Annotated in this window: 10 protein-coding genes; 9 read left to right on the top strand and 1 reads right to left on the bottom strand. The window is 61.9% G+C overall.

Going from position 1 to position 15,992, the window contains the following annotated elements:
• Window positions 1–219 precede the first annotated feature (219 nt).
• The 7 genes from tagH to EN859_RS18200 all read left to right on the top strand — a co-directional run bounded on the left by tagH (window position 220) and on the right by EN859_RS18200 (window position 12,788).
• Window positions 220–1,275 (top strand): type VI secretion system-associated FHA domain protein TagH, encoded by a 1,056-nt coding sequence (gene tagH / locus EN859_RS18230; protein ID WP_127854271.1) that lies wholly within the window; start codon window positions 220–222, stop codon window positions 1,273–1,275.
• Window positions 1,276–1,577: 302 nt separating this feature from the next.
• A complete protein-coding gene (gene tssL / locus EN859_RS18225) occupies window positions 1,578–3,086 on the top strand; it encodes a type VI secretion system protein TssL, long form (protein ID WP_127854272.1) in 1,509 nt (502 codons plus the stop codon).
• Between the two features lie 22 nt (window positions 3,087–3,108).
• Window positions 3,109–6,672 carry a type VI secretion system membrane subunit TssM gene (tssM, locus tag EN859_RS18220; protein WP_127854273.1) on the top strand — a complete coding sequence of 1,188 codons (3,564 nt, stop codon included), beginning with the start codon at window positions 3,109–3,111 and terminating at the stop codon, window positions 6,670–6,672.
• Window positions 6,673–6,825: 153 nt separating this feature from the next.
• Complete coding sequence (locus EN859_RS18215) at window positions 6,826–7,596, top strand: protein phosphatase 2C domain-containing protein (protein ID WP_127854274.1); 771 nt, start codon at window positions 6,826–6,828, stop codon at window positions 7,594–7,596.
• A gap of 4 nt (window positions 7,597–7,600) precedes the next feature.
• Window positions 7,601–9,940, top strand: coding sequence for a serine/threonine-protein kinase (locus EN859_RS18210; RefSeq protein WP_127854275.1), 2,340 nt, complete (start codon window positions 7,601–7,603; stop codon window positions 9,938–9,940).
• A gap of 107 nt (window positions 9,941–10,047) precedes the next feature.
• Complete coding sequence (locus tag EN859_RS18205; RefSeq protein ID WP_245525610.1) at window positions 10,048–10,458, top strand: DUF1036 domain-containing protein; 411 nt, start codon at window positions 10,048–10,050, stop codon at window positions 10,456–10,458.
• Window positions 10,455–12,788, top strand: a complete 2,334-nt coding sequence (locus EN859_RS18200) for a M23 family metallopeptidase (RefSeq protein ID WP_127854276.1) — start codon at window positions 10,455–10,457, stop codon at window positions 12,786–12,788. Before EN859_RS18205 ends, EN859_RS18200 begins: the two co-directional genes overlap by 4 nt.
• 25 nt (window positions 12,789–12,813) lie before the next feature.
• Here EN859_RS18200 and EN859_RS18195 read toward each other — a convergent pair whose 3' ends face one another.
• A complete protein-coding gene (locus EN859_RS18195) occupies window positions 12,814–13,344 on the bottom strand; it encodes an OmpA family protein (RefSeq protein WP_127854277.1) in 531 nt (176 codons plus the stop codon).
• 267 nt (window positions 13,345–13,611) lie between these two features.
• On the opposite strand from EN859_RS18195, the gene EN859_RS18190 reads away from it, so the two are divergent.
• Both EN859_RS18190 and EN859_RS18185 read left to right on the top strand, forming a co-directional pair.
• Window positions 13,612–15,246: a caspase family protein gene (locus EN859_RS18190; RefSeq protein WP_127854278.1), complete on the top strand. Its 1,635-nt coding sequence runs from the start codon at window positions 13,612–13,614 to the stop codon at window positions 15,244–15,246.
• A gap of 144 nt (window positions 15,247–15,390) precedes the next feature.
• The gene (locus EN859_RS18185; protein ID WP_245525609.1) at window positions 15,391–15,990 is read left to right on the top strand and encodes a hypothetical protein; all 600 of its coding nucleotides are present in this window, start codon (window positions 15,391–15,393) and stop codon (window positions 15,988–15,990) included.
• Window positions 15,991–15,992: the final 2 nt, after the last annotated feature.

The raw sequence follows: 15,992 nt of genomic DNA, 5'->3' as shown, positions 1-15,992 counted from the left end.
AATTCTCGCTGGTTTGCCAGTCCGTGTTGAGCCTACCACATGTTTTTGCGCTGGCCAAAGAGGACGGTAGAACGGAACGGGCCCTGACTTTTGCCAGAATCCAGAGTTGGCTCGCTGCGCTGCGCCAACGTGATCCGAATTTTGGATTCGCCACACCAGCGTGATGGAGTATCGTATCGACGAGGCCGCCAGCGATCGACAATTGACAGGCGATTCCGGATGTTAATCAGTCTGCAGATCAGCAACGTCGATGCCCTGCCCGCTGGCGTTTCGCTCGGCTACAGGTCGCGTGATCGCAGCTTCGAAATCGGACGCGAAAATTGCGACTGGATCTTGCCCGACCCGGACAAGTTCATCTCCGGCCGGCACTGCGAGGTTCGATACGAGGCAGGCGCGTTTTGGCTGCACGATATCTCACGCAATGGCACCTTCATCAACGGATCGAGCCAGCGCATGACCGGCCGGCACCGGCTCGACCATGGCGACCGGTTGCTGATCGGCCGCTATGTCATCGTGGTATCGATCGACGGCGAGCGCGCCGCGACAGGGTATCCCGAGAGCAGCCACGGTTCGACGCAACGAGGAATGCCGGCCACGACAGGCCAGCCTCTGGAATTCGGAGACAAGCCTTTCTTCACTCCGGCCGAGCAGCGAGCGCCAACGCCGCGACAGGCCACGCCCCTCCCCTCGGCCGGCCAGCGTCCTGACGCAGACGAGGTGCTGCGGGAAATCGCGATTGCGGCCGGCATATCACCGGAATTGCTTCAATCGCGCGAGCGGCATGAAGTAACCGCCGAAATCGGCTCGGTGCTGCGGATTGTGGTCGAGGAACTGGCCTTGCTGCTGAAAGCACGCGCGGCGGCGAAGATATTGGCCAAGAGCACACACCGCACGATGATAAGCGCCACGGACAACAATCCGTTAAAGTTCGTGCCGGCAACCGACGACATCCTCGAAATCATGTTCGCACGGCGCAGAGCCGGCTATCTTGACGCCAGGCACAGTGTCGAGGATGCATTCCGCGATCTCAAGGCGCACGAATTTGCCACCTATGCAGCCATGCAGGCTGCTCTTTCCCGGCTGCTCGATGACCTGTCGCCTGAGGCTATCGGCAAGAAACTGCCGCCCACGTCATTCACTTCGAAGAAAAGCCAGGCCTGGGACGCTTTTGTCGCGACATGGCGGACAATGGAGGAGACACACGAGAACGGCATGCTGGACATATTCCTGGCCTATTTCAGCGAAGCCTATGCCAAAGCCGACAAGCACAAATAGGCCGGGGAGACGAAAGCTGGCGAAAGGGGCTGCGAAGAAAATCTCGTCGGCGCACTGGATCCCGTTCCAATCGACGGTTTCTGAGATTACGATCACATACGACAGTTCGCCAAGCGGGTAAGGCTGATTGACCTGGGGGGTCTGCGGCAAATGTCATGTTACGGCGGGATAGCGTCTTGTAGCCAACCTTCCTCCGGACACTGCCCTCACCAGCAGCGCCTGCATTGCCTGCACGTGACCGGGAACTGTTTTGCGCCCATCTGGCGCAAACGCGGGCGTCGTGCGTGGACGGAAGACCGGCAATGAGCTCAAAGGACGACGCTTTCGGCCCTGCGGGCAAGACCGTCATTCGCGCGACGCCGCGGCGTGAGCAAAAATCGGCGCCGGCCCCCCAAGGATCTGTGGCGCATACCGGACAGCACTCACAGGCCAAGGAATCAACGGTTTTCGATCCCGGCGTCGGCCTGCATATGCCGCCGGATTGGACATCCGGAACCGTGATTTATCAGGAGGCGGCTCCCGACGCCACGACGGCGGCGGGCTCTTTCGCCGCCGCGCCGCCTGCCATGCAGCAGGAGATCCTGCTCAACGCCGTGGACAGCGTCAAATATTCCGCGGCAAACCCGATCCTGGCAGCAGCCGCGCCCTTGCTGATGCTGCTCGGCCAACTCAGGCTTGTACCCGTCGAGAGACGAGCCGAGCCACTGGCGGAGCATGTCGCCGAGGCGATCGAAAAATTCGACCGCGCAACGGAGAAAACCGGGGTTCCCGAAGAGGATGCGCGGATCGCAAAATTTGCCCTCTGCGAGACCGCCGACGATCTCATCGGCAACCTGCCCTGGCCGAAGACAGACGCCTGGGCCATGCACTGCATGCTGTCGCGGTTCTTTCATCTCGAGCCCACCGGCACAGGCTTCTACGAAGCCCTAAACAAGATACTGGCCGAACCGCAGACGCACTACGATCTGCTCGAACTGATGCATGCCTGCCTGTCGCTGGGGTTCGAAGGCCAGTATCGAGGTGTGACGGGCGAAGACAACAACCTCGAACGCGTTCGGCGCGACGTCTACGAGACGCTTCGCTACTTCAGGGCGCGTGCCGGCGAAGACATCTCTCCCCACTGGCAGGGCTTGTCGGCGACGATGGCGCAGTCATCGGCCCGGCTGCCGCTCTGGGCCGTTGCTGCGGCTGCATCAGCAGCGCTGACGGCGGCATTCTTTGCCATGCGCGTTGTCATCACCAATGAGGGCGATGCCCTTGCCGGCGATCTGCTGGCGCTCAATCCATCGACGCCGATCACCATCGAGCGCGCCAGTGTGGCACCATTGGCCGCGCCGGTGAAAGTCACCCCGCCTACCGCCAGCACCCAGATCGATCGCATCCGTTCGGCGCTGGCCAAGGAAGTGGCGGGCGGCGGGCTGACCATCGGCACGAAGGGTGACTTCATCGTGGTGGAGATCAGCAATCTGTTGTTGTTCCAGCCCGGCAAGGCCGAGATAAAGCCCGAGTTCCAGCCAATCGCTGCGAACATCGCCACAGCCCTGCGGGCCGAGCCGGGACCGATCAGGATCGTTGGCCATACGGATAATGTGAAGCCGCGAAAATCGAGCGCGTTCAAGTCGAACTTCGACCTCTCCGTCGCCCGGGCGAAGGCTGTCGAAGCCGTGATGGCCCCGCAATTCAGCGACCCCTCGCGCATAGCGGTCGATGGCAAGGGCGAAGACGAACCGATCGCCGACAACGCAACGCCGGAAGGCCGCGCCAAGAACCGCCGTGTCGATGTGATTATCCCCAGGGAAGAAACATTGTGAGCACGGTCGGCTGGAAGTTCCCATGACGCGTTGGCTGCTGCGGATATTCAGCGCGATCGCGTTGGCCGGTTTCGCGGTAGCGGTCTGGTTTGCCGGACCCTTGATCGGCTTTGCCGATATCCGCCCGCTGGGACCGGTCTGGCTGCGCGCGACGATCATCGGCGTGACCGTGGCGATCGTCGCGCTCTTCTACGGGCTTCGTTTCCTGAAAATGAGAAAGGCACAGAGGGCGCTCGAGACGGCAATTGCCCGCAACGACGACAGGGACGACGACTCGCAGGTGCTCGAGACCCGCATGAACGAGGCCGTCGCGGCGCTCAAGCGGTCGAGCGGCAAGCGCAACTTCCTCTACGAGATCCCCTGGTACATCGTCATAGGCCCGCCCGGCGCGGGCAAGACCACGGCGCTGGTCAATTCGGGTCTGAAATTTCCGCTTGCCGGTTCCGGTGACGCGCAACCGGTGGCCGGCATCGGTGGCACGCGGTCCTGCGACTGGTGGTTCACCGATGAGGCTGTGCTGATCGATACAGCCGGACGCTACACGACGCAGGAATCAAACGCGCAAAGCGACAAGAAAAGCTGGCTCGCCTTTTTGTCGCTGCTCAAGAAACACCGCACCAGGCAACCGATAAACGGTGTCATCCTGGCCATCAGCCTTGCCGATCTGATGAGCTTCGACGATCAGCAGCTTGATGCCCGTGTCGCCGAAATACGCAGTCGCCTGCGGGAAATCCACGAGACGCTGAAAATCCAGTTTCCGGTCTACCTGCTGTTCACCAAGGCCGATCTTGTCTCCGGGTTCATGAACTATTTCGGCAGCTTCGACGAGCCGCGCCGGCGCAAGGTCTGGGGCGCGACATTCCAGACCGCGGATCGCGGCAGGAACATGGCCGGTGAGGCTCTAGCCGAGTTCGACGCACTGGCCAAACGGCTGACGGAGGAGATGGCCGACCGCCTCCAGGAAGAAGCTGATCCGGTCGCGCGCATATCCATCTTTGGTTTTCCGGCGCAGTTTGGCGCGCTGAAGGGCCGAATTACCAGTTTTGTCGCCGGCATATTCGATCCAGCCCGCAGCCAGGTGAACGTCGGCCTGCGTGGGCTCTATTTTTCGTCGGGCACGCAGGAGGGAACCCCGATCGATCAGGTGCTGGGGGCAATGGGTCGCAGTTTCGGCAGCAGCTCCCAGGCTCATCTTTCCGGCACCGGCAAAAGCTTCTTTTTGCACGATCTTCTGACCGGCGTGATTTTTGCGGAATCCGGATGGGTCTCGTACGACAGAGCAACTGAAAGGCGTGCGGTGGTCGCCAGATATGGCGGCCTTGGCCTGATCGCATCGATCGCTGCCACGGCCCTCGGCGCCCTGGCGCTGAGCTTTACGGCCAACAGATCGCTGATCGCATCGACCACGCAAGCGATCAGCCAGTATCGCGAGACGGCCGCCGCACTGCTCAAAAGCACTGAGGTCGCCGATGTCGATCTCGAGAACGCCATTGGCCCGCTAGACCAGTTGCGCAATCTGCCGGCCGGTTTCGAAACCAGTGACATGCCGACACCGATCGAGGAGACGTTCGGCCTCAGTCAGCGGCAAAGACTGCTTTCGGCATCCAAGACGGCCTACCGGCAAGCGCTGGAGCGAACGTTCCGCTCGCGCCTGTTGCTGCAGGCCGAGCGCACGATCCAGGCCAGGATGGCTGATCCCGCCAGCCTCTACGAACCGTTGAAAATCTATCTGATGCTTGGCGGCAAGGCGCCGAAAGTCGACGACGAACTGATCGTTTCCTGGATGAGGCAGGATTGGGAGCAGAACCGGTATCCGGGCGAGAACAATCGCGACGGACGGCTGCAGCTCGAAAAGCATCTGCGCGCCATGCTTGCACTGGACGATGCCTATGACCCGGCCTTCGAACTTGACCAGCCGCTGATCGAATCCGCTCAGCGCTCGCTCGGACGCATGAGCCTTGCCGATCGTGCCTCGGCATTGATCAAGTCGGCAGTATACGCGGCAGCGCTGGACGATTTTTCCGTGGCCGCGAAGGCGGGCCCGGAAGCACAGCTGTTGTTCGAGCGCATCGATGGCAGCGATCTGTCAGGGCTGCGCGTTCCCGGTATCTATACTTATGCCGGCTTCAACGACTTCTATCTCCGACAACTCGCGCGCATTGCGCAGACGCTTGTCGATGACCAGTGGGTGCTCGGCGGTGGCGGCGAGCAAGGCGGTATCGATCAGGAGTTGCTCAAGCTCGGCCCCGAACTTCTCGATCGCTACGGGAAAGAATTCGCCACGGCGTGGAACGGCGTTCTCGACAGACTGAAGTTCAAGGCGATGCTGAAGGACAAGCCGCACTATCTTGCGCTTTCCGCCGCCGCATCGCCAACCTCGCCGACCGAGCAACTTTTTACGGCCATCGCCGACGAAACGGCCCTGACGCGCGACCCCGGGTCCAGCAATGGCTCAGGCACCGGGGATCCACCCGGCATGATTGAACACCCGCCACAGGGTGCCGCAAACATTGCCAAGGGTCTGGCCCGCATCGGCATTCAAATATCAACCGGCAAATCGCAAAGCCGGGCCGGCACAGGGTCGGCGAGCACGCAAAACCAGAATCCCGGGGCGAATATCGAAGCGCAGTTCAGGCCGTTCCAGATCCTGGTGAACGGTCCTGCCGGGCACCGGCCGATCGATGCGCTGACGCAGAATTTCCGGGACATCTACCAAAGCCTGCAGCTGGCGGCCGATGTCCCGTCGCAGACGGAACGCGTCAACATGAACCTGCAGCTGCAGATAGCCACCCTTCGCGCCAATGTCTCGCGCCTGCCCAAGCAACTCGCCAGGATAATCACCGCGACGGCCGACGAGTTTGAGGGCAACGTCGCCGAGACCTCGGTCGCGAATTTGAACCACCTGCTTGACCAGGCGGTCACGCGCCCCTGCGAGGAAGTGGTCACCGGCCGTTATCCTTTCGCCGACAACGGCAGCGAGGACATCACCATGGCGGATTTCGCGAAATTGTTCGCTCCCGGCGGACTGATGGACCGGTTCTTCGCACAAAATCTCGCATCGCTGATCGATATGACTGGCCAGGACTGGAGCTGGAAACAGGATGCGCGCTTCGGGCGCGACCTCTCGAAGTCGACCTTGAAAGACTTCCAGCTGGCTGCGGAAATCCGCAACGCATTTTTTCCCCTGGGCGGCTCGACCCCGTCGATCAGCATCACCTTTACGCCGTTTTCGCTGCATGGCGACGCCGATACGGCGGTGCTCGAAGTCGATGGCCAGATCGTCCAAAGCAACCAGGCGGGCAATGCGCCGAGCACTGTGGCCTGGCCGAACGGCACGGCTTCCGCATCCGCCAGTCTAAGCCTCACGCCGGAAATGCCGGGCCGCGAGTCCGCCTTCAGGTTCGACGGTCCATGGGCGCTGATGCGGCTGCTGGACAAGGCTGATATCACCAGCAACGGCGGCAACACGGAAGCGCGCTTCGTGATCGGCGGACGCGATGTCGCCTATACGATCCAGACCGGATCAGGCCCCAACCCCTTCTTCCTTCCCGCGCTTTCCGGGTTCAGTTGTCCGAAGGCGTTTTGAGATGGCGTTTGAGCTTTTCAGCATGGCGACGCCTGCCGACAGATGTTCGGACATTAATTTCGATATTTTAATGTTCGGGCCTGTGGCAAAGTGGCGCGAAGTGGCGCCCGACGGTGCGTCGCAGAGGACGCTTGCGAAGCGCTTGGTGACAAATTGAACGATGTCGCTCCTCCCTTTGAAAGCTTCGGCGTGAGCCACAAAGGCTGTGTCCGTGAGCACAATGAAGACAACTATCTGGTCGAGCCGCAAGCCGGCCTCTGGGTGGTGGCCGACGGAATGGGCGGACATGAAGCCGGAGAAGTCGCCTCGGCTAGCATTGTCGAGCATCTGGCAACGATCGGCATTGCAAGCTCGGCACCGGATCTTCGCGCGCGCTTCGAGGACCGGCTGAGCCGGGCCAATGCCGAAATCCGCAGGATATCCCAATCTCGCGGCATAACCATTGGATCCACTGTCGCCGCCCTGCTGGCGATGGATGGGCGGTTTGCCTGCCTGTGGGCGGGCGACAGCCGTGTCTATCTGATCCGCAACGGCTCGATCTCGCAGATTTCGAAGGACCACACCGAAGTCCAGGAACTTCTCGACCGGGGCATGATCAGCGCGGCCGAAGCGCTCACCTGGCCGCGCCGCAATGTCATCACGCATGCGGTCGGCGTCAGCGACGAGATCGTCATCGACTTCCAGCAGGGCGAAATCATGCCGGGAGACATTTTCCTGTTGAGCACCGATGGGCTGACGGCGCATGTCACCGACGCCGAGATCGAGGCGGCAGCTGTGTCGGCGACGGCGCAGGCGGCGTGCGAAAACCTGCTGGAAATGGTGCTGGCGCGAGGCGGAACGGACAATGTCACCATTGTGCTCGTGAAGGCCGGAGCCGGGCGCAACGGCCGACAGCATCCGGACCTGTCCAGGGCGGAGGGCTGAGGCTATGAGCGCCGACGACAAGACGCGAATATCGCCGAACCTGGCCAGTACCGCCGTAGGCACGCAGCTCAGCGGCATCTACGAACTCGACGAGCGGATCGCTTTCGGCGGCATGGGCGAGGTCTACCGTGGCCACAACATCCAGACCGGCGACCATGTCGCGATCAAGATCGTCTTGCCCGAATTCGCCCGTGACCAGACGATTCTTTCGCTGTTCCGCAAGGAAGCGTCGATCCTCAATCACCTGTCGCACGATGCGGTGGTGCGATATCACGTCTTCACGATCGATCCCGGGATCGGCCGCCCCTACCTTGCCATGGAGTTCGTCGACGGCGAGTCGCTGTTCGATGTCATGCGACGCGGCGCGATGCCGACGGAGGACGTGCGTAAGCTTTGTCACCGCCTCGCGTCCGGCCTGAGCGCCGTGCACCAGGCGGGAGCGATACATCGCGACCTTTCCCCGGACAATATCATCCTGCCAGGGGGTCGGGTCGACCGCGCAAAGATCATCGACTTCGGCATCGCGCGGTCGGCCACGGTGGGCGGTGAGACGCTGATCGGCGGAAAGTTCGCGGGAAAGTACAACTACGTTTCTCCCGAGCAGCTCGGGCTGTACGGCGGCGATGTCAGCGAGCAATCCGATATCTACAGCCTCGGGTTGGTATTGGCTGCCGTCCTGCGCGGGAAGCCGATCGACATGGGCGGCTCCCAGTTCGAGATCGTGGAAAAGCGCCGGACCGTGCCGGACCTGTCCGACATCGATGCCGATTTCCGGGGACTTGTTGAGGCGATGCTGCAACCGGACCCGCAAGACCGGCCGATCAGCATGGCTGAAATCGCCAGGACGACGCGTGATGAGAACGAGGGGACAACGCCACCGACGTCCATCACACCCCGTGACCGGCCTAGTTTGCCGCGAGCCGGGGGAACACTTGCGCCGGGTTCCAAGATCCAGGGCCAACCTTCGGCTCCAGCTGAGCAGCGCTTCGTCCCACACGTCCGGCCGGCGCATCTGTCCGAACCGCGGCCTTCGGCAGCCGCCGGCGCTGCCCGCGCGGCCACGCCTGATCTCCCCGGAAAGTCCGCAAAGACACGATCCATCGCGATCGCTGCCCTGGCAATTTTGGCTGTCGCCTCCGGTGCAGGCATTTACCTGAGCGGCGTCATGGCGCCTTCCACGCCGACGGCCGGCGAGACGTCGCTGTCCGCACCAGAGATAGCGAAACCAGATCCTGTCGATAATGTTGCGAACGCCCCAGACAACGAGCGGTTGAAGGCAACTCCGCCAGCTGAAAATCAGGCCGATGCCGCAGCCGGCCAAAAGCCAGAGCCGACACCAACCGCCAAACTTCCCGCGCCAACGGGTAAAGCCCCCGAGCCGCCGGCCGCCGAGGCGCAGGCGCCAGCCGAAAAAGCCCCACCGACAATTCAGCCGGATACGGTGACCAGCGAGAAGACGGTCCCACCGCCCGGCAAGATCGCTCCAGTCCCGTCGCCGGCCGAGAAGCCGGTTGTCGTGCAGAACCAGAAGCCCGAGCAACCAGCCGACCAGCAGGGGGTATCCAAGGCGGCCGCGCAAGCGCCCGAACCCACTGCAAGCCAGACGGATACCGCAAAGGGGCAGCAGGCCGAACCGCCTGCGGGCAAGCAGCCTGAGGACGCCGCTGTCGCCTTGAATGTCCCCAAACCGGAAATTCCACCGGCCGCCGACGGCGTCGCGCGACAGGTCTCCTGGGTACGCGACTTCAGCGGCGGCGATTGTTTCTATGCGGCGATGACGCCGGCAACCGACAAGGCCGTCGCGATCGAAGGATTTGGAACGGCAGTGCAGCCGTTCGAGCGGATGCTTGGCGATTTCCGGGAAAAGTTCCATGTCGAGCCGGACATCAGCGTCCGCCTCATCGAACCAAGCCAATGCGAAGTCACCAACTTTCTGCGCTTTCTGGGCCAGACAGGAGCCGACAGGCCGCAGCTTGTTCTCGATAGAACATCCGTGCCGAACGGTTCGCCGATAGGCGGCACGCTGGTGACGCGTGGCGGGCTCATTTCCAGCGTGCTGTTGATCGATCACAAAGGCATGGCCTTCAATCTCGATGACCGTGTTGTCGCTCAGTCGGACAAGGCCACCTTCAGTATCCCGATCGGCCTCGGCGCCGCCGACAGGGCAGCCCGCAAGGCCGTGCCGCAGATCATAATGGTGATCACTGGGCCTCAGGATATTGAAGCGGCTGCGTTCTCAACGCCGACGCCAGCATCGGTACTGCTGCCCAAAATTCTCGAAGAAATCGGGATCACGGGATCTGAATTCTCCGCGACGGCCAAGTATTTCCGGCTCGGCGGGTAGCATGGACGCCGATGGAACTCCGCCGCTCGCGTTTTTCCTTGCCGCCCGCCGTCCAGCCCAAAAAACAGTGTGATTGGGCCCGGACCCTGCTCGTCCTGACAGGTCGGATGAAGCTTGCGGCGATCGCGGGCGCTGCATTGCTGGCTGTGCTGTTGCCCCATGAAGCGCGCGCCGAATTCACCGTCTGCAATCAGACGCTCGACGTCGTCAATCTCGCCGTCGGCCAGAAGGTCGACAATGCCGACCAGACCGACGGCTGGTGGACCATCGGCGCAAACCAGTGCGTGAACGTCATTCGCGAGGAGTTGGAGAACCGCTACGTCTACATCTATGCGACGGACGTCTTCGGTCACGCGGTCCTGACCGGGTCGATCGAAATGTGCATCGACCGGCGGCGCTTCTCGATACGCGGCATCGATGAATGTTGGCAGCGCGGCCATATCGCGGCACGATTTGTTGAAGTCGATACGCTCGAACAGGTGCGGTGGACCTTTTTCCTGACCGGAAACAGGCCATGACGCACAGTATCGACGCGAGCTTCAAGCTGAAGAAGCAGGCGCGTCTCGCGCTTCGCAGACGAAAGCTCTGGCGCAGGCTCATAGTCGGCCTCTCTGTGATCGTCCTGCTTTCGATCGCCGCCGGCTTCTATCTCACCGCGGATTATTGGTCGTTCGGCGACGAGGATGAAGAGCTGCACGCGGTCGAAGGGACGGAGGATATGCCGGCCGATGCGTCGGTCTATGTGCCAGCCATCATCGATCTCGCCGGGGACCCGATGTGGATTACCCTTGCTCCCGACGCCGATAGCGCAACGAAGGGCCATTCGATGGCGCGACCGGCAGAGCTCGATCAGGCCGGGGTCTCTCCCGAGATCGAAATCCTGTCCGACGTGATGCTCAGCGCCAGCGAAAAATTCATGACGACGATACCGTCGACGCAAGAAGATTTCGCATTCTTCCAGGCGCAGCGGCAGACCGCCCCGGCGCCATCCAGCGACCTGCAAAACGATCTTCAGCCATCGCCCGTTCCAGACGAGGCCCCGGCTGCATCGGACCCGCAAGCGGACGCCAGCGATCCAGAAGCCGGCTGGGGCGAGACAATCGATGCAGGCGAGGCAGCCCTTCCCGCATTCCAGAAGACCCAGGTGGAAAACAACACGAGCGTCGCAACTGTCACGAGTGAATATCAACGCTTCGAGGCGACCGAAGACACGTTCGTGAAGATCCTTAACGACCGCAGTCTGGACAGCATTGCCTTGGATGCGCATTTCTCCGCTGAAGACGCCAAGCTGGCAGGCGAAGCCCTGAAGGCGCTTTTCAACCGGGATAGCCTGGAGCCGGGTTATGTCGTCGCGATGCGCGGTTTCAGGCCGACGCGCGAGACGACAACGATGTCGCTCATGCAGGTTTCGATCTACGCCAAGAACGTGTTTGTCGGAACGCTGACGCGCAGTGCCGCCGGTGCGTTTGTGTCGGGTGTCGACCCGTGGGTCCGTGAAGACCTGTTCAATTACTCCGGCGCGCCGCAGGAAGGCACGCATAAGAGGCAATACCGCCTGCTCGACGCAATCTATTCGACGGCTGCACGCAACAAGGTTCCGAGCGGCGTGATCGGAGAAGCAATCATGTACCTGTCGAGAGGACAGGATCTGGATGCCTTCGCCAGCGAAGACCAGCGTCTTGTGCTGATCTATTCGCAGACACCGCGCGGCAAGGACGAGACCGCGGGACGGGTGCTGTATGTGGGCGTCCAGGGTACGGAAAAAACCCTCGACTGCTTCGTCTTCCAGCAGGGCGACGGCCAATTCGCCTGCGTTAGCGGCGACGACCAGGTCCGCTCGCTGACGGTTACCAACGGCATGGTGACGCCGGTCAACGGGGTGCTGACATCCACGTTCGGGCCACGCAAGCATCCGATCCTCGGGACCGTTCGCATCCACAAGGGCGTCGACTGGGCAGCACCCGTGGGCACGCCGATTGCAGCGGCCTTCGATGGCGAAATCGTCTTTCAGGGCGATGGCGGCGGCTACGGCAACCTGGTGAAGATTTCGCACGGGAACGGGCGCGAGACGCGCTATGCGCATATGCAGAAATTCGCGGTCAAGAACGCTGTCGGCACCAAGGTGAAGGCCGGCGACATCATTGGCTACATCGGCACCACCGGGCTTTCGACCGGGCCGCATCTGCATTTCGAACTCTATCAGAACGGCGGAGCTATCGACCCCCTGGGCACGGTTGCCGTAGTCGCAACGGACGATTCCGCTGTCGAGACACTGACCGACCGTATCGTTCATGTGGAAAGCGGCGGCAGTGCCCGTGCCAAGAACCCGCTTTCTTCGGCGACCGGCGCCGGTCAGTTCATAACAAAGACCTGGATCAGGATGATGAACACCTACCGCCCCGAACTTGCGCGGACCCTGTCGACCGCCGACCTGCTCGCTTTGCGCTACGACGCCACGATCTCGCGCGAAATGGTGCGCAATCTGGCCCGCGAAGGCGAAGCCTATCTTCGGGCGCGCGGCCACCAGATCACGGCCGGCCGGCTCTATCTCTGCCATTTCCTGGGAATGGAAGGCGCGCATCAGGTGTTGGCGGCGCCGGGTCCGGCGCAATTGAGCATCGTGCTTGGGTCTGCCGTCATTCAGGCCAACCCGTTTCTGACCGGCAAGACCGCCAGCTATGTCGTTGACTGGGCGGAACGGAAAATGGGCCGCAAGCTGAGCTCGGCGACGACTGCGGTGAGCCAGCAGACGACGACTACGACGGAGGTCCGGCAGACATCGCCCGAGTTCGAAAAATACAAGCAGGCAATCGTGGCTATCGTGGGCTCCGTTCAGAACACGCTGTGAGTACGGAGCGCGGCTGCTTGGGAAGCTACTGCGCGCTTATCCGCATTTCCACCCGACGGTTGACCGGATCATACGGGTTGGGGTTGCGCGGATGCGTTTCACCCAAGCCAATCGCTTTGATGCGGGCAGGTTCGATGCCGCTGGACGTCAGGAAAGCTGTCACCGATTGCGCTCTTCGTTCCGACAGTCCGCTATTGTAGCGGGCCGAGCCGGAAGCGTCGGTGTAGCCTTCGACGACGAAGCTGAGCGTGCTCAGCCGATCGTCCCTCAGCGCCTTGGCGAACTCGTCGAGTTCAGCGCGCGCCTTGGCGTCGAGTTCGGCCGAATCCAGCCCGAAATTGATCAGCATATCGAGGCTGGATTTTTCGGCCGGAGCGTCGTCTGTCTTGCTCTTGCACTCGTCCTCGGTGCCGACACAAATTCCACGCGACTTGCCGAGATCGGCAGCGCCGCCAAAGAACTTCACGATGTCTTCTGATTTCTGAAGCGGGTCGGCGGAAACGTGGGTCGACAAAAGCACGACCGCCAACACAAAGGCTGAGCTGCCCCACTGCATAACGGTCACTCCTGTGAGCATCCGGTTTCGCTGGCCGTGAAACATACCAAATTCTGAAACGGTTGTCTGTCAACGATCCGACTGGCTTTCCGGCGAGCGGGTACGATGCCAAATCAACATTCGCAGACGTTCTCTACACGCCGGCAAATTCTCCAACTGTAACCAAGATCACATACCCGCCGGTGTTTTTCTTGCAGAAACGGCTTGTCGCAAGAAACGGCCTGGCGCAAGGTAAATCGCGCGCCTCGGCGCGTGGAGGACTGATCCATGAAAGCGTATGTCGTCTTTCTGATCGGGCTTGTTCTTTTTGTCATCGCCTCGGTTGGCGCGCAGGCTGCGGCGCCCGACGCCAAACGCGTCGCGCTGGTCATCGGCAACAGCAAATACGTCCATGCCGTTGCCTTGGCCAACCCCGCCAATGATGCGCACCTCATCGCGTCCACGCTGCGCAATGCCGGCTTCCAGGTGATCGAGGGGACCGATCAGGACAATGCAGGCATGCGCGGCCTGATCAGCCGGTTTACAGAGCAATCCTACGACGCCGATCTCGCGGTGATTTTTTATGCCGGCCACGGCATGCAGGTCGACGGCAAGAATTTCCTGATTCCGGTCGACGCCGAGTTGACATCGCCCGCTTATCTCAAGACCCGCACCATCCAGATCGACGACTTCATGGCGGCGCTGCCGCCCGAACCGGCGGTTGGCATCATCATTCTCGATGCCTGCCGCGACAATCCGCTGGCCAGGACGCTGGCCGCCGCAATGCCGAAGAGCCGCTCCACCTCGTTGGGCTCGGGCCTGGCGCCGATACAAGCAAAGTCAGACGGCGTTGGAACCGGCGGCATCCTGATCGCCTATGCAACGGATCCAGGCGCCATCGCTTTCGACGGCAACGGCGTCGACAGTCCGTACTCCACGGCGCTGGCCAGGCACCTGACCGAACCCGGCATTGAAATCCAGAGCGCGCTGACGCGCGTGCGCGGCGAAGTGACCGAGACCACGCAAGGTCGCCAGCGGCCCTGGCACAACGCGTCACTGGGGCGCGAGGTCTTCCTTGGAAAATCCGTCGCGGAAGCGGCGCCCGCCGCAAAACCCGTCGCCGACGCATCCAACGCCGCGACAACACCCGCTCCTGCTCCCGTGGTCGCTGCCGAACCTCCTGCCTGGGAAGTCGAGCAGCGCCTCTGGGATGAAGCTTCGAAGCGCAATTCCGTGCCGTTCTACGAAGCCTATCTCGAACAGTTCCCGGGCGGCCGCTTCGCCACAGTGGCACGCCTGAACATCGATCAATTGAAGGAACCGAAAGCCGAAAACCGGCAGGTCGCGGCACTCGATACGGACGAGGCGAACGCCAAATCCGGTTCTGCCGTGCGCACTTCGGTTGGCGTTTCGGACGATGTGAAGCAAACCCCCGGTACCGAGTTGACGGAAAGTGCGATCGGTCTCGACCGCGACGGCCGCATCGATCTGCAGTTGCGCATCGAGGCCCTGGGCAACGAACTTGGCCGTATCGACGGAAACATAGGCCCGAAGACACGCCAAGCGATCGGCATCTGGCAAGCGAAGAACGGCCTGCCGCAGACCACCTATCTGACGCGCGAGCAACTGTCGTTCCTTGTGATCCAGACAGATCCGATGATGGAATCGGTGCGCGCCAGACATGCCGCCGATCAGGCCCGTGCGGCACAGCCGAAAAAGCAGGTGGCGCAGAAGGCCCGCCCGCAAAAGCCGGTGGCGCAGAAGAAGACCCGCAAACAAGAGCAGGTCGTTCAGAAAAGGCGCAACCGCGAGACCGTGGTGCGACGGGACGATCCCCCGCCGCCGCAGGACAACGACTTCCTGACCAAGGCGCTGATCTTCGGCACCGGCGTGGCGGTGGGTGGCGTGCTCAACAACAACTGAAGGCCGGCTACCTACAACAATCCTCCAAACTTCAGCCGATCGACCCTGAATTCAGCGCCGTGCGAGAATGCCGACCTGATCGGCGGCTGCCGCTTGCCATGGACTGAGACTTGACCCGTGCCTCGCCGGGGGCTTGAGTGCCGGTTGCTCCTTGATGAAAGCGTGGCGGTCATGGCCAATGGGCTCCGATTCAAAACGGCACGGCATCTTTTCATGGCTTGTCCCGCTGTTACCAGGGACATGACCGCCCTTCCGACCGAACAGGCTTCGATCGAGTTTTGCCGCGACCTTCTCTGCGGGCGCACACCCGAGGAAGCCATTACCTTCTGCGCCTATCTGCTTCCCGAGCGGGCCGCGGTCTGGTGGGCCCATGAGTGCCTGAATCACCTGACCGAGCTGCTCGACGGCAAGGATCGAGAATTGCTCGCGCTTGTTCGCGACTGGGTCAGCGAACCGGACAGTCCTCACCATCGTGCGGCCGTGAGCAAAGCTGCGGCAATGCCGCCGACAACGCCCGCCGCCTGGATTGCCCTGGCTGCAGGATGGCATGACAACGGTTCAGCTATGGACGCAACGGGCTTGCGGCCTTTGCCGGCCGCCCATGCCGTCAACGCGGGGGTTTTGGCCGGGCTGGCGCGTGTTGCGCTCGCGGACCGTTTTTCCGTTCTTTCCGCCTTTGTCGAGATGGGCATCCAGATGGCGGAGATCGAGGCGCTGCGCCAATCTGCGGATGCATCATATTAAGT

Source organism: Mesorhizobium sp. M00.F.Ca.ET.216.01.1.1, assembly GCF_004010325.2.
Classification (GTDB): Bacteria; Pseudomonadota; Alphaproteobacteria; order Rhizobiales; family Rhizobiaceae; genus Mesorhizobium.
This window is presented reverse-complemented; position numbering and strand designations above follow the sequence as displayed.

Coding starts and splice junctions, on each gene's coding strand:
- tagH (WP_127854271.1), top strand. CDS start 220: ATGTTAATCAGTCTGCAGATCAGCAACGTCGATGCCCTGCCCGCTGGC.
- tssL (WP_127854272.1), top strand. CDS start 1,578: ATGAGCTCAAAGGACGACGCTTTCGGCCCTGCGGGCAAGACCGTCATT.
- tssM (WP_127854273.1), top strand. CDS start 3,109: ATGACGCGTTGGCTGCTGCGGATATTCAGCGCGATCGCGTTGGCCGGT.
- EN859_RS18210 (WP_127854275.1), top strand. CDS start 7,601: ATGAGCGCCGACGACAAGACGCGAATATCGCCGAACCTGGCCAGTACC.
- EN859_RS18205 (WP_245525610.1), top strand. CDS start 10,048: ATGAAGCTTGCGGCGATCGCGGGCGCTGCATTGCTGGCTGTGCTGTTG.
- EN859_RS18200 (WP_127854276.1), top strand. CDS start 10,455: ATGACGCACAGTATCGACGCGAGCTTCAAGCTGAAGAAGCAGGCGCGT.
- EN859_RS18195 (WP_127854277.1), bottom strand. CDS start 13,344: ATGCAGTGGGGCAGCTCAGCCTTTGTGTTGGCGGTCGTGCTTTTGTCG.
- EN859_RS18190 (WP_127854278.1), top strand. CDS start 13,612: ATGAAAGCGTATGTCGTCTTTCTGATCGGGCTTGTTCTTTTTGTCATC.